Source organism: Vibrio cidicii (genome assembly GCF_009665415.1).
GTDB classification, from domain to species: Bacteria; Pseudomonadota; Gammaproteobacteria; order Enterobacterales; family Vibrionaceae; genus Vibrio; species Vibrio cidicii.
This window is the reverse complement of the sequence record NZ_CP035921.1, coordinates 2,052,744-2,066,370: the sequence shown is the minus strand read 5'-3', so window position 1 is coordinate 2,066,370 and position 13,627 is coordinate 2,052,744. Positions and strand designations below refer to the sequence as shown.

General features: G+C 51.8%; 13 protein-coding genes. 9 read left to right on the top strand and 4 right to left on the bottom strand.

The features are described from left to right. Nucleotides 1-104: 104 nt before the first annotated feature. Together fbp and ppa are read left to right on the top strand one after the other, a co-directional pair. Nucleotides 105-1,121: a class 1 fructose-bisphosphatase gene (gene fbp / locus EWA64_RS10565; RefSeq protein ID WP_061895300.1), complete on the top strand. Its 1,017-nt coding sequence runs from the start codon at nt 105-107 to the stop codon at nt 1,119-1,121. A 142-nt stretch (nt 1,122-1,263) separates the two neighbouring features. Further along, entirely contained in the window at nt 1,264-1,791 is a 528-nt protein-coding gene (gene ppa, locus EWA64_RS10560; RefSeq protein WP_039430711.1) for an inorganic diphosphatase, read from the top strand. A 54-nt stretch (nt 1,792-1,845) separates the two neighbouring features. Here the strand turns inward: ppa and EWA64_RS10555 are convergent, their stop codons facing one another. The 3 genes from EWA64_RS10555 to tamA are packed head-to-tail and all read right to left on the bottom strand — an operon-like array spanning nt 1,846 to nt 7,718. Beyond that, nucleotides 1,846-2,193: a gamma-glutamylcyclotransferase family protein gene (locus EWA64_RS10555; RefSeq protein ID WP_039430714.1), complete on the bottom strand. Its 348-nt coding sequence runs from the start codon at nt 2,191-2,193 to the stop codon at nt 1,846-1,848. A 60-nt stretch (nt 2,194-2,253) separates the two neighbouring features. Further along, nucleotides 2,254-6,006, bottom strand: coding sequence for an autotransporter assembly complex protein TamB (gene tamB, locus EWA64_RS10550; protein ID WP_061895301.1), 3,753 nt, complete (start codon nt 6,004-6,006; stop codon nt 2,254-2,256). After that, nucleotides 6,003-7,718: an autotransporter assembly complex protein TamA gene (tamA, locus tag EWA64_RS10545; RefSeq protein WP_061895302.1), complete on the bottom strand. Its 1,716-nt coding sequence runs from the start codon at nt 7,716-7,718 to the stop codon at nt 6,003-6,005. The genes tamB and tamA overlap by 4 nt, the downstream gene beginning before the upstream one ends. 226 nt (nt 7,719-7,944) lie before the next feature. Between tamA and msrA the strand changes: the two genes are divergently transcribed. Beyond that, a complete protein-coding gene (gene msrA, locus EWA64_RS10540) occupies nt 7,945-8,577 on the top strand; it encodes a peptide-methionine (S)-S-oxide reductase MsrA (protein ID WP_061895303.1) in 633 nt (210 codons plus the stop codon). Between the two features lie 47 nt (nt 8,578-8,624). Here the strand turns inward: msrA and EWA64_RS10535 are convergent, their stop codons facing one another. Beyond that, complete coding sequence (locus EWA64_RS10535) at nt 8,625-8,831, bottom strand: DUF1107 family protein (protein ID WP_039440343.1); 207 nt, start codon at nt 8,829-8,831, stop codon at nt 8,625-8,627. A gap of 261 nt (nt 8,832-9,092) precedes the next feature. Between EWA64_RS10535 and EWA64_RS10530 the strand changes: the two genes are divergently transcribed. From EWA64_RS10530 to EWA64_RS10505, 6 genes are all read left to right on the top strand, one after another. Further along, nucleotides 9,093-9,644, top strand: coding sequence for a YtfJ family protein (locus EWA64_RS10530; RefSeq protein ID WP_061895304.1), 552 nt, complete (start codon nt 9,093-9,095; stop codon nt 9,642-9,644). A 134-nt stretch (nt 9,645-9,778) separates the two neighbouring features. After that, nucleotides 9,779-10,144, top strand: coding sequence for a DUF2607 family protein (locus tag EWA64_RS10525; RefSeq protein ID WP_052072630.1), 366 nt, complete (start codon nt 9,779-9,781; stop codon nt 10,142-10,144). 39 nt (nt 10,145-10,183) lie between these two features. Then, a complete protein-coding gene (gene zrgA, locus EWA64_RS10520; RefSeq protein ID WP_061895305.1) occupies nt 10,184-10,861 on the top strand; it encodes a zinc uptake protein ZrgA in 678 nt (225 codons plus the stop codon). Between the two features lie 65 nt (nt 10,862-10,926). Beyond that, complete coding sequence (locus tag EWA64_RS10515) at nt 10,927-11,631, top strand: ABC transporter ATP-binding protein (RefSeq protein WP_061895306.1); 705 nt, start codon at nt 10,927-10,929, stop codon at nt 11,629-11,631. Next, nucleotides 11,628-12,887, top strand: coding sequence for an ABC transporter permease (locus tag EWA64_RS10510; protein WP_039430736.1), 1,260 nt, complete (start codon nt 11,628-11,630; stop codon nt 12,885-12,887). The genes EWA64_RS10515 and EWA64_RS10510 overlap by 4 nt, the downstream gene beginning before the upstream one ends. A 6-nt stretch (nt 12,888-12,893) precedes the next feature. Continuing rightward, complete coding sequence (locus EWA64_RS10505; RefSeq protein WP_039430739.1) at nt 12,894-13,391, top strand: DUF3299 domain-containing protein; 498 nt, start codon at nt 12,894-12,896, stop codon at nt 13,389-13,391. Nucleotides 13,392-13,627: the final 236 nt, after the last annotated feature.

Genomic DNA, 13,627 nt, shown 5'->3' with positions numbered 1-13,627 from the left:
AATAAGATCTAAACCTTACACTTATCGCGAGCGCAAACGATAACATCCATAAGAGATGCTCGCTCACTACCCCCGATTAATTCAGAGAAGTTTAAGGAAATAACATGTCTGGAATGCGCACCCTTGGCGAGTTCATTGTTGAGAAACAAGCGGACTTCCCCCACGCTAGCGGTGATCTGTCATCTCTTTTGTCGTCCATTCGACTGGCGGCGAAAATCGTCAACCGTGAAATCAACAAAGCGGGTCTGGTTGATATCACCGGTTCTGTCGGTACGGAAAACGTGCAGGGCGAAGCTCAACAAAAGCTCGACGTTTACGCCAATGAGAAATTCAAATCTGCGTTAGAAGCTCGCGACCAAGTGTGTGGTGTCGCCAGCGAAGAAGAAGATGAAGCGGTCGCGTTTAACAAAGAGTTAAACAAGAATGCCAAATACGTTGTGTTGATGGATCCGCTGGACGGCTCATCGAACATCGACGTCAACGTCTCCGTCGGCACCATCTTCTCGATTTATCGTCGCGTGTCGCCAATTGGCACACCACCGACACAAGAAGATTTCCTTCAACCCGGCCACAAGCAAGTGGCAGCGGGCTATGTGATTTACGGCTCATCCACCATGTTGGTGTACACCACAGGTAATGGCGTTAACGGTTTTACTTACGACCCATCGCTTGGCACGTTCTGTCTATCGCATGAAAACATGATGATCCCGCAAGATGGCAAGATTTACTCCATCAACGAAGGCAACTACATTCGTTTCCCAATGGGCGTCAAAAAATACATCAAGTACTGCCAAGAGAATGTGCCTGAAGATGGTCGCCCGTATACGTCACGCTATATTGGCTCGCTGGTGGCGGATTTTCACCGCAATCTGCTTAAAGGCGGCATCTATCTCTACCCGAGCACACAGAGCCACCCGAACGGTAAGCTACGTCTGCTGTATGAATGCAATCCAATGGCCTTTCTGATTGAGCAAGCTGGCGGCCTTGCCTCTGACGGGGTGAACCGTATTCTCGATCTCAAGCCGACTGAACTGCATCAGCGTGTGCCGTTTTTCGTCGGTTCAACCAATATGGTGAAGAAAGTCGAGGAGTTCCTCGAACTGCATCGTGACGAAGCCTAAAACCTTCTCGCAAAGCGCCTGCAACCGCAGGCGCTTTTTTGTTAGATGCGATGAAAAACGCCTTTCTCACTGGTTTACATCCTGAGTGATTTGCGGCTAAATTGGGGCCATTCAGCCCAAAAATAACAGAAAAGGAAAAGTCATGAGCTTAAACAACGTACCTGCGGGTAAGTCGCTACCAGATGATCTGTATGTCGTCATTGAGATCCCAGCCAACGCTGACCCAATCAAATACGAAGTCGATAAAGAGTCTGGCGCGGTTTTTGTTGATCGCTTTATGTCGGCACCAATGTTCTACCCATGTAACTATGGCTACGTAAACCACACGCTCTCGTTAGACGGTGACCCAGTTGACGTGCTCGTCCCAACCCCTTACCCACTGATGCCGGGTTCTGTGATTCGTTGCCGCCCAGTTGGCGTGTTGAAAATGACCGACGAATCGGGTGAAGATGCAAAAGTGGTCGCGGTACCGCACTCTAAGTTGTCCAAAGAGTATGACCACATCCAAGATGTTGGCGATCTACCTGAGTTGCTCAAAGCGCAAATCACCCACTTCTTCGAGCGCTACAAAGAGCTGGAAACGGGTAAATGGGTGAAAGTGGATGGCTGGGAAGATGTCGAGTCGGCTCGCAAAGAGATCCTAGAGTCTTACCAACGCGCGCAAAAGTAATCCAGCGCTCGTTGTCCAGAGCAAAAGAGCCAGACAAGTCTGGCTCTTTTTCGCTTAAACCCGCTGGCACCAGTCTCCGGATGCGATCTCGTTGACCAGCTTACTGCTGTCTTGATAGAGATAAATCCATGCGGTGCCAAACGGTGTTTCAATGGTTTCTCGACGATACTCCACAGGCACGTCTTCCAGCTTATCGAGCGCCTGTAAAGTATGATCGTCAATCAGATACACCTCACCACTGATGGCCGTGTTGCCATCACTTACCGCAGGATACTCTCCCAGATCATACAATTTATAATCCAGCCCGCTTTGACAACTGCCCAAACACTGACTTTGCGCTAGATAGTGGTGGTTTGCTTCCCCTTTGCGAAGGGTTCCATAAACAAAGACCAAATGCTGCATACGCTCTCCCTGCTTCTGTGGTGCATGCTCTTGGGATGAGAAATAGCATGCACGAGCGTTTTAATCAAATTCAAACTGGTAGATCAAATCCACCGCACTTTCGATTCCTGACACCCCTTCGAGGTAGAGATCTTTCATCAAACGGTAGCGCACAGTGAACTCACCCAACGGCTTGAAAATGCCCACGCCATACTTCACTTGTAAACCGGGCATGATGTAGCCACTGACCGTCACTTGAGACTCATCGCCCGCACCTGTGGTATCCAGTTGCAGATCTTGCACACCAAACGCCGCGCCAATCTCGCCCACTACTTTGCCACTTTTGGCTAAGCTCAACCCAATCAACGCGGTGGTCATGGCATTGCCCCCACCCGATTCGGCGTCAATATTTTGCCCGCGCAGCAGATAAGAGAGCGCGTTAGCCTGAGGAAGCGCAGGTTCAGAGAAAATGGTAATGATCGGTTCGCTGGCCGGTCCGGTCACTTTCACTCCCGCAATCACGTCATCTTGGGTATTGTTCGGGTTACGAATCGCTTTGATTGCTACATAGGGCTGATCCACCGGGCCATTCATCAGCACCTTGCCTTCTTGGATCTGCAAATCCTGCCCGAAAGAGCGATAGGTGCCGTTGACAATGTTCACTTCACCCAAAATAAACGGCCCTTTGTCTTTTTGCGTCACATTCAAGCGCCCTTGCAAACCGCCCTCTAAGCCGAAAGCGCTCAGCTTAAAGTCATCCCCAATACGAATATTGATGTCAGTTTCGATATTGATGGGCATCGGCGCGCTACTTTCTACTGGTTGCAACTCGGCGTTAACCAGCACCTGATCTTTGGAGATGCTCACGGCACTTGGTGGCAACTCTTCGACCACAATCCGCCCCCAGGGCAGAGCAAGATCCCCAGAGATTTTCGCCAGCCCAGGCTTAGCCTCGATGGTCATGTCCGGCACCAGTTTAATATGGACCATCGGCGGCATGTTCACTTGCAGCTCATCGGCAAACACGCGCAACTTGCTATGCCAGTTGGCTAGATCCTGCCAGTTGGCCGTACCGTCCACTTTTAGCTCACCATCCGGTGTGACAATGCCAGCACTGAGCGCAGCATCATAGCCATTGAGCTGCACCTCAACTCGCCCTTGCTGCACATCCACCGGGCTGATATCGCCATGCACTTGGATCTCATCCACCAGCACTTGACCAAACACTTGCGGATGATATGCCGAACCGCGGATCGCCAACTGAGAAGAGATCAGCGCTTGCAGAGAACTGTATTCGCCAATTAATGGGGCGAGAAAATCGAGATTGAATTGCCCAAGCGCTAAGGTGCCATCCAACTGCGGCTCTTTGGCCTGCACATTGTCGACCTTCAGTTGACCACTCACATCGCCGTTGTCGCGAATGTTGAACTGCCAATCGGCGCGAAGTGCATCGTCTTGCAACTCGGCGTTAAGCATCACGCTGTCCCAACCTATGGTCAGCGTTTCGTCTAGGCTCTGTTCCAGTTCTCCTGCTGGCATCGTCAGCGCCACTTTGACATGCGGCGCGCGTTTCGCCGCCCAATTAGCCCAAAGCGTCGCGTCCAATTGTCCGCGTAGTTTGCTCTCTTGGGGCAAGAACATGCCGATTTGCGCAAAATCGAACTGGCTTATGGCGATTTCCGCTTCGCCTTGCTCGCCAACGCGGATGTCATGGGTCAGACACACACTCGACTGCTGTTGCTGCCAGCAGTGCGCGCTCACATCAAACTGCTGCGTATCCAGATTAGCGGCGAGCTTGGCGGCATTGGCAAGAATCCAAGTCCCCTGCTCGCTGCTGGCTTGCATTCGTTGCAGCGCCCCAGACCAGACCATCTCTTTGTCGCGACTCAATTGGCCATCGATAGCGAGGCTGGTGGAGAAAAGTGTCGAGAGCACATCGAGCGTCAACTGATGTTGCTGCTCACTGCCAGTGAGGCTGAGATCAACCGAATCCAGCTGCTTTTCTTCATAGCGCAGCGCGCGCGCCTGCAAACGCAAATCCGCTTGTGCCGTCGGCAGCGGCGTCAGCGTTCCACGCAGCGAAAGCTGCTCAATACTCGCTTGTTGCTGCCATTTCAGCGCCTGGGCCTGCAGTGCCAAACGCACATCGGGCTGGCGCAATTCGCCCCGCAACGCAATGTCGCCTTGTAGGCGCCCAGCAACATCCGGCAAGGTTTTGCTCAAATCGGGGAAATGAACCTGCACGTCCATCAACCAATGTTTATCCAGCTTGCCTTTGGCGGTAATTCCGTTAGGGCCATGCGACAGGGTTAATCCGGCCGTGTCCACGTTGAGATCGCCATTGCCTTGGCGATCGGCGATGTGCAGATCCCCTTCGATATTGAGCGGGTAATCACGCAGCACACCATCAATATCTAAAAGCGGCAACGCCACTTGCCAACCGCCTTGTTCGGTCAAGGAACCCGAAGTCGAGAGCTTACCGCTAATGTAACCTTGCGCTTGTGGCCACTGTTGCCCAGGTTGAATGTCTTGCAGGGCTAAATCGGCCTGCCAGCTCACCGTATCATGCCAGTCGGCCCTAACCTGACCGCTCACTTGCCCGCCTAACGTCGCCAAAACCAGTTTATCCAACTTTATATGCTGCAAAGAGCCTTCACCCGAGAGGTCGACATCCAGCGGCGGAATCGCTTCCCCTTCAAGGTGGGTTTGCAGCGCCAGTTGATAACTATCCAAAGAGCCGTCCGCGCGTAAACTCGCCACCTCAATTTGGTATTCACTTTGGCCGCTCAGGGGCCATTGGCTTTTGAGCTGTTGCAAATCGACTTTGAAGGGCAACTGTGCTTTTAGCGGCTGTAACTCAGCGGTGACCTGCGCTTGCACGGGCCCTAAAAGATCGCTTTGCACGGCGAGATTCGCTACGCTTTGGCTGGCTGAGAGATTGATCACCTGCCCTTGCAATTCGCTCTCTTTTAGCTGTGCTTTGAGCGTGAGTTCGAGTGGATAATCGCCGCGGAGCTCCGTTTGCGCAGAAATCTGAGCGCTCACTTGCGGCATCTCCAGCTCCAAGGTGCGAACTTGCACTTGGTGCTGGGCCGCTTTGAGTTCAAGACCAAGATGCTCGATCTCAACCGGAGTGGCTTGATGCAGAGTAAAGCGATTGAGATCAAAACGTTGCAGTTCAATCGTGAGTGGTATCCACACCTCGGGCAGCACGATATCTTGTTTAGGTTCAGCCACAGGTGGATTGGCTGAGGATGGCTCACTTTCTGCGAGCGTGACATTGACATCATTGAATCGCGTTGGCGTGATGGTTAGACGATCGCCCCGCATGGCAAGACCAGAGCGAAACTCCCGCCAATCGATTTGGTTGCCAAGGATATCCAGCTTGATGTCACTGAGATCAAGATTGCGCACCGCAATGGGGAGCGGAGTGCTAATCATCGTCAGCGGCGGGCTCTCTGGTTCAGGCTCTTGCTGTGACGGCGCAAGCTCGGGCAAGCTTAACGCCAAACCGTGTAATCTCAAATCATCAACGCAGAGTCGTCCTTGCCAAAAGCAGCCCATATCGATCGCCAAGCCCAGTTCGTCGACCGACGTTTCAAGGTGAAGAGCATCGTCTTGAAAACGCACCTCACGCAAAGTGAACTTGGGCAACAGTGCCCCTTCGGCGCTGCCCACACTGAGCTGCGGCATGGCTTTTTCTGCCAATGAAACCAAGCTGTTTAGGCCAAGATTGGTAAAAAGCGCGAGCCCAACCAGTAGTGACACCAACAAAAGCAACATAACGAGCGCGGCAGAGCACCATTTGCTCCAACGAAACATTCGTTTGATCATAGCTCAGGCCCTAAGGTGAAATGGATACGAAACTCCTCTCCGGGTGTGGCATCCAACCCCCAAGCAAAGTCCAAGCGAATCGGCCCGACTGGCGAGCCCCAACGAATGCCCACGCCAGCGCCGCGTTTCCACTCTGGCGCGTCGTTAAACGCGTCGCCATAGTCGAAAAAAGCTGCCGCCCACCAGTTACCATACAGACGATATTGGTACTCTAGCGTACTGGTGGCGATGTACTTTGCCCCAGTCAGTGCGTTGCTGTCGTCTCGGGGGGAAATGGACTCGTAAGCGTAGCCGCGCAAATTATTGTCACCGCCCGCGAAAAAACGCAGTGACGGTGATAGACGCTCAAACTCCTCGGTGAGGTTAGCGCCCCCTTCCAAACGAGCAATGCCACGGTGATTTTCACCCAAGCTGCGGATCCAGGATGTGCGGCCTTGCAAACGCAATACGCGTGTTTCGGAAACAAAAGAGTCATCCCCGAACTCTAAAGTAATGCTCTGTTTATCCCCCCACATCGGCATACCGCCGCCGCGAGTCCGGCTGCGAGAAAAAGAGATGCCCGGCAAAACAAACTGTGCCACATCGTCTTGCAAACCTTGTTCATAGTTCTCAATCAAATAACGGACAAACACGGTGCGGTGCCAACGGTTGTCCAACAGCCAGTGGCGCTCAACCGCGAGGTTAGACTCCAAACTTTTGGTATCGCGACTGTCGACATTTTTCATCGCGTATTGAACTCGGTAGTAGTCGTGCAACACATCCTCCAGCGGGATCTGGTAGCCCGCCGTGATAGTCTGCTCCGGTTTAGAAAGCGACAAACTGCTGTCGAAGCTGTGGCCTTGCTCATTGAGCCACGGCTTTTTCCATTTGAGCGTGCCGCGCAACTCCACGTCGGTGGCATAACCGATACCCGTTTCCAACTGATTTTTTTTCTGAGGCGCCAAAGAGACTTTCATCGGCAGATCGCGGCGTTCATCCAGCGCGCTGATATCGGGCTCCACCAGTACCGAAGAGAACCAGTCGGTGTTTGAAAGATTTTGGTTAAACTCCCCCACTTTGGCGACCAGATAAGGCTCGCCGCTTTTATACGGCTGCAAGGAGCGCACTTTAGCTTCTTCAATCTGGCTACCAACAATTTGTGTGTCACCGAATTGGTAACGAATGCCGCTGTCATAGTGCAAACGTACAAAGGCTTTATTAAGATCGGGCGACACTTCCAAACGCGCCGCAGTAAAATCGCCCTTGAAATAACCCCGTTGCAGAGCAAGATTACGAATCGAGGCTTTGAGCGCGTCGTAATCACCATGATTAAGCGCCGCCCCCACCTTAAGCGATGAGTTTTCTAAAAGCGCAGCAAAACGGTCATCACTGGCGGCTTCACCGGTGAAACGCACGTCCACCTCAGCCAGTTTCATCACGTCGCCGGGCGAGATGATCGCTGTCAACTCATCGTTGTCTGGGGAGATTTGATATTCCACCGAAGCGTGGTAGTAACCTAACGCCTTGAGCGCTTCATTGATAATGTTATCAAGCCGAGATTGAAAACGCAGGGAAGTGGCGTAATCCTCGCTAGGAATGGAGGATAAATGAGCTTCAATATTCTCTTTTAAGGCACCGCTAACGCCTTCCAAAGTCAAATCCACCTCGCTGGACGCAAAGGTTTGACTGGCGAAGATCATGCCGATAAAGGCTGGAATAACTTTTCTTATCATGCTTTAGTACGTACAAAACGAGGGCTTGATATCGTTCAGGCGACGGAGAGCCACAAGCGCTTTCCAAGAGTTCGCAGACCGATGCACTGGAGACAATGGCAGTAAAATAGCTCACCATTTCGTCCGGTCTGTCATGAGAGTGCAAGATAGCATTCGCCCCCAAAAGGAACAACCGATATCCGGATTTAGTCCGCCGCTTTATCACAGATGAACAAAGGGAAATCACATGCTTAACAAACAAATCATGGTCAGCCAAGAGAGTGCACTGCCCGGTCGTGCAACACCGCTTCGCGTTGAAACACAGCATTTCGTCAACCACAGCGATATCACCGCACCCGTGGTCGGTACCCAACAAGAGATCTTGCTGGGTATGGGCTGCTTCTGGGGCGCTGAACGCCTGTTCTGGCAATTGGATGGCGTGGTGTCGACTTCGGTCGGTTACAGCGGTGGCTTTACACCAAACCCAACCTATGAAGAGGTGTGTAGCGGGCAAACGGGCCACACTGAGGTGGTGCGCGTAGTGTTCGAGTCGCAGCAGATTTCGTTGTCACAGTTGCTAGAGAAATTTTGGGAACGCCATGACCCCACTCAGGGAATGCGACAAGGCAATGATCTTGGCACCCAATACCGCTCGGTGATTTACACCTACAGCGATGAGCAACTGGCCATCGCCACTGCATCGAAACAAGCGTATCAACGCGCGCTCAGCGACAGCCAGCGTAGCACAATCACCACCGAAATCGCTCCGGCAGGAGAGTACTACTTCGCTGAAACGTATCATCAACAATATTTAGCGAAAAACCCGGATGGTTACTGCGGTCTCGGTGGTACTGGGGTCTGCTTCCCACCACAAGCCTGATTTTATACGCTACCGTCGCCACGCTGCGGTAGCGTTTTTACCTTAACTTACGCCACCAAAGAGAGCGCAGCAATTTCCGCGTTCACTTCGCGAAACACCGCCAATTTTTGCGGATTACTCAGATCGGGCAACTGCACCTTGCCTTGGTCGAAATGAAACTCGCCGATCCCTTGAATGAAAAAGTCCCCTTTAAATTGGGTCTTAACGAATCGAGCCACTTGGCGTGGTCGATAAACAGCAAACTCGCGCAACATACATCATCCTCAAATTCCGTTTGAGAAACGGGGGGAATCCCCTTTATCTGCCTCTTTCGGGCATCTGCCTTCGCTGTGTTTTTATCACTTTAGCGTTGGCTAATGGACGCTATCATACAGCAAGCCCATAGTGAGATAAACCAACGCCCGGCAAAGTGTTAAAAAAATGTTACCTAAAGCCAGTAAATTTTCCCTGCGACGTATTATACTGTGGCCGCTCACGATAAAATGGACAAATTGTCTTGATAAGGAAAAACACTCATGAAACCAAAGACTCTCCTCACTCTTGCGCTGCTTAGCGCGTCATTCGGCGCGGCGGCCCACAACCTTTCACTCGGCAGCGCAGTGCCTGCGGTCAATGTTGATGCGTATGGCGAAATCGTTCTGCAAGGCAAAGGCACTGCGTTCCAACCTTGGGCATCGCAGCAGATGCTTGGCAAAGTCCGCGTAATCCAAGCCATCGCTGGCCGCAGCAGCTCAAAAGAGATGAACGCCCCTCTGATGCAAGCGATCACCGCGGCTCAGTTTCCAGCAGAGCATTACCAAACCACCACCATCATCAATCAAGATGATGCGATATGGGGAACAGGCTCGTTTGTCAAATCCTCCGCCCAAGACAGCAAAGTGGAGTTTCCTTGGTCTTCTCTGGTGCTGGATGAAAATGGTGTGGTCGCCAAAAATTGGGCGCTAAAAGAAGAAAGCTCCGCCATCATAGTGCAAGACAGGCAGGGCAAGGTGTTGTTTGTCAAAGAAGGTGCGCTTTCTGACAGCGAAATTGCTCAAGTGATCGCACTAGTCAAAGCGAATATCTAACGCACGATTGGCTCAGCGAGAGCGGCGTCGCAGCCTGTGCACAAAACCCATACTCACACGGTATGGGTTTTTGTCATTGAATGAGAAAATTTTAATAAAATCGTTTTATAAAAAGTCTATTTATAGAAAAATGAGTGAACTTTTTTGCGCTACAGCTGTTATATTGTAACACCTTGTCACTGGTCGCCGTAAACATGCCGGGTTGGATACGTCTTCGTCATTTCAGATTCCACTACACTGCCTACTTGGCGGTGGTGTTGACGCTATTTCTCAGCTTTGCCAGCCTTGCCCATCAGTTGGACTTCAACCCCGAACACCACCTGCAACACCATTGCGAGCAGTTTGCCAGTGCCAGCCACGGCCTTGGCGCAAGCCTGCCGCAGCACACAGCAGTCACGGCTGCGACACTTTGCCCTGTTTTCATCTGGCAAAGCGAGACCCGTGCTGAGAGCTTTTCGGCTTACCTCGCGCGTTCACCGCCTTATTTGACCTATTGTTAAACCAAATATCGACAATTCAGACAAATAAGGAATTTATTCATGTTACGCAAAACTTCATTGGCCGTTTTGGTTGGCCTCTCTTTCTCCTCTCTCGCAACAGCTGAAGAAGGATTTCGCCAACACGATGCCCATGTTCATGGCCAAGTGGAATTTAACGTCGCTCAAGATGGTCACGATCTGTTGATCGAGATCACCGCACCCGGTGCTGATGTGGTCGGCTTTGAGCACGCACCTGAAAACGCAGAGCAAGAGCAACGCTTGCAAAAGAGCATCGCCTTACTGCAACAAGCTGATCAGATCGTTACCCTCAATGCCAAGGCCAAATGCCAGATTGAGAAGGTCGATGTAGCCCATACCTTAGCGGGTGACGAGCATCATCATGATCACCACGATGCCGATGAGCATGAACATGAACATGAACATGAACATGAACACCATGAGGGTGACAAACACGATCATGAAAAACATCATGATGACCACGACCACGACCACGACCACGACCACGACCACGACCACGACCACGACCACGATAGTCATGGCGCATTTACCGTTCAATATCAATACCATTGTGACAATCTGACCGAACTGAGTACGCTAGATACCCAGTGGTTCAGCCATTTTGCCGCGACCCAATCCATCACCGCGAATGTGCTTACCGATAAAAAGCAGAGTGCCACGCAACTATCGGCTGAAAACGCACGAATCTCTTTGAAATAAGAACCGAGCAGGTAAGTGTTTACTTACCTGCTTTTTCTGAAAAGCACAGAGCATGGTGAAAATCTATGGTAAATACTTCGTCTGAAGTGGTTTGGCTCAATCAGGCCACGTTTACATGGAAAGATGCGCAGCAGCCGATCTTACACATCCCGGAGCTGCGTATTTTGCGTGGTGAGCACGTTTTTATAAAAGGCCCCAGCGGTTGTGGCAAATCGACGTTGCTCAGTCTAATGACTGGCATTAACGCGCTGCAATCTGGGCAACTACGTATTCTCGGCACCGATCTCGGCAGCTTGTCGCCCAGTGCGCGAGACAAGTTTCGCGCCGATCACATCGGCTACATTTTCCAGCAGTTCAATTTGTTGCCCTATCTCAATGTAGTGGAAAACGTACTGCTACCTTGTCAGTTTTCCAAGCTGCGCGCGGGACAAGTTGGCGGTCAGGCACACGAGCGGGCAATACAGCTGTTAACGCGCCTGCATCTGCCGCCCGCGCTGCACAACAAACCCGTCAGCGAACTGAGTATCGGCCAGCAACAGCGCGTGGCGGCGGCGCGCGCGCTGATCGGCGCGCCAGAGTTAGTCATTGCAGATGAACCCACCTCCGCGCTCGATTACGACAACCGCAGCGCCTTTATCGAACTGCTGATGGAGCAAGCCAACTCGGTCAACGCCACCCTGATTTTCGTCAGCCACGATCCGAGTTTGGAAGCGCTGTTTAACCGCACTATCGACTTACGTGAATTGAACCAAGCAGGAGTTATCGCATGAGTGCCATCTTCAATCTCGCTTGGAAAAGTTTACGTAACCGTAAAGCCACCGCCGCACTGACGGTCATGACGGTCGCCATTTCTGTGCTGCTGCTGATGGGCGTGGAGCGAATTCGCACCCAAGCCAAAGAGAGCTTTGCCAATACCATTTCCGGCACAGACCTCATTGTCGGAGGCCGATCTGGCCAAGTGAACTTGCTGCTTTACTCGGTATTTCGTATTGGCAACGCCACCAACAATATCGACTGGAAAAGCTACCAAGAGTTTGCCAACCATCGCTCGGTTGAATGGGCTATTCCCATCTCGCTCGGCGATTCGCACCAAGGTTTTCGGGTGATGGGCACCAACCACAGCTACTTTGAGCACTACAAGTACGGAAGTAAGCAACCACTGACTTTTTCCCAAGGTAAAGCGTTCAACGGCTTGTTTGAAACCGTGCTTGGCTACGATGTGGCGAAAACACTCGGTTACCAGCTAGGCAGTGAGATAGTCATCGCGCACGGCATCAGCGATGTCGGCTTCAGTCGCCATGACAATTTGCCCTTCAAAGTGGTCGGCATTTTAGCCCCGACAGGCACACCCGTAGACAAAACCGTGCACGTCTCACTTGAGGCGATTGAAGCGATTCACGTCGGCTGGGAATCTGGTGCGCGCATGGGCCCAACGCCCGATGCAACGCAACTGGCACACAGAGACTTCCAGCCCAAGCAGATCACCGCGATGCTGATTGGCCTCAAGTCGCGCATTCAAACGTTCGCCCTACAAAGACAGATCAACACCTACCCGCAAGAGCCGCTTAGCGCCATTATGCCAGGTGTCGCTTTGCATGAACTTTGGGGGATGATGTCGGTTGCCGAGCAAGCGCTGCTGGCGGTGTCGGTGTTTGTGGTCGTCGCGGGTCTTTTGGGTATGCTCAGCAGCCTACTCACCAGCTTACAAGAACGGCGGCGTGAAATGGCGATCCTCAGGGCAATGGGCGCGCGCCCACGGCATGTCTTTACCCTGCTTATAAGTGAAGCGAGCCTGCTCACGTTTGTCGGGATTGTGACTGGGGTAGCCGGGGTGTACGCGCTGATCGCCGTCGCTCACCCGCTGATTCAGCAACAATACGGAATCAATATTGCGATGACGGCCATCTCGGCACATGAGTGGCTGCTCCTTGCTTGTGTCCAAGGGGCAGGAATCTTCATCGGCTTTATTCCTGCTTTCCGGGCTTACAAACAATCTCTCAGTGATGGAATGACCATAAGGATTTAATCGTTCATGAAAAGCAAAGTTATCTTGCTATTAAGCTTAATTTTAACGCCTTGGTTTCCCGCCTTGGCAGCCAGCCAGGATGTGATGACGCTGGACTGGATCGATCTGGTGCCCGAGCAAGAGAGAAAACTCTTCGACAGCGTCGGCATGCCCGCCGCCGACCATTCCGGTAATGCGGTCAGCCAAACCAAATTGGGAGGCGTTCGTCCAGAGCTCAATGGCAGTAAAGTGAAGATCCCCGGTTTTGTGATTCCGCTGGAAGGGGATGCCAATAAAGTGACCGAGTTTTTGTTGGTACCTTACTTTGGCGCGTGTATCCATGTGCCACCACCGCCGCCAAACCAAATTATTTACGTTAAGTTCCCCAAAGGTGCGCCAGTCCAAGAGCTGTGGGATGTGATTTACGTGGTGGGAACGCTGAAAACGGAAACCGTCAGCCACGAGTTGGCCGAAACGGCTTATGTCATCCAAGGGGATGCGATTGAAGCTTACGATGACATGTAACCAATTTTAAACATCGACGTAACCTGTCAATTTCACTGGCTCAGGCGATATATTTGGCTAAATAGACCAACGTGACCAAATAAGCAATCAATAGCAGTGCGGTTGGCAGGTGCTTTTTAAGTTTATTCTCTCCGAAATACTTCATAAGCTCCTCACAAAAGACAATAACAATTTTAACAACTTATTATCATTTGTGACAGTGCATTTTTACCGAGATCACGATTTTCGCCGCTCTA

Excerpts from the sequence above, each read along its gene's own strand:
- EWA64_RS10505 (WP_039430739.1), top strand. The coding sequence starts at position 12,894 with ATGAAAAGCAAAGTTATCTTGCTATTAAGCTTAATTTTAACGCCTTGG.
- msrA (WP_061895303.1), top strand. The coding sequence starts at position 7,945 with ATGCTTAACAAACAAATCATGGTCAGCCAAGAGAGTGCACTGCCCGGT.
- EWA64_RS10530 (WP_061895304.1), top strand. The coding sequence starts at position 9,093 with ATGAAACCAAAGACTCTCCTCACTCTTGCGCTGCTTAGCGCGTCATTC.
- EWA64_RS10515 (WP_061895306.1), top strand. The coding sequence starts at position 10,927 with ATGGTAAATACTTCGTCTGAAGTGGTTTGGCTCAATCAGGCCACGTTT.
- ppa (WP_039430711.1), top strand. The coding sequence starts at position 1,264 with ATGAGCTTAAACAACGTACCTGCGGGTAAGTCGCTACCAGATGATCTG.
- EWA64_RS10555 (WP_039430714.1), bottom strand. The coding sequence starts at position 2,193 with ATGCAGCATTTGGTCTTTGTTTATGGAACCCTTCGCAAAGGGGAAGCA.
- tamB (WP_061895301.1), bottom strand. The coding sequence starts at position 6,006 with ATGATCAAACGAATGTTTCGTTGGAGCAAATGGTGCTCTGCCGCGCTC.
- EWA64_RS10535 (WP_039440343.1), bottom strand. The coding sequence starts at position 8,831 with ATGTTGCGCGAGTTTGCTGTTTATCGACCACGCCAAGTGGCTCGATTC.
- zrgA (WP_061895305.1), top strand. The coding sequence starts at position 10,184 with ATGTTACGCAAAACTTCATTGGCCGTTTTGGTTGGCCTCTCTTTCTCC.
- EWA64_RS10510 (WP_039430736.1), top strand. The coding sequence starts at position 11,628 with ATGAGTGCCATCTTCAATCTCGCTTGGAAAAGTTTACGTAACCGTAAA.
- tamA (WP_061895302.1), bottom strand. The coding sequence starts at position 7,718 with ATGATAAGAAAAGTTATTCCAGCCTTTATCGGCATGATCTTCGCCAGT.
- fbp (WP_061895300.1), top strand. The coding sequence starts at position 105 with ATGTCTGGAATGCGCACCCTTGGCGAGTTCATTGTTGAGAAACAAGCG.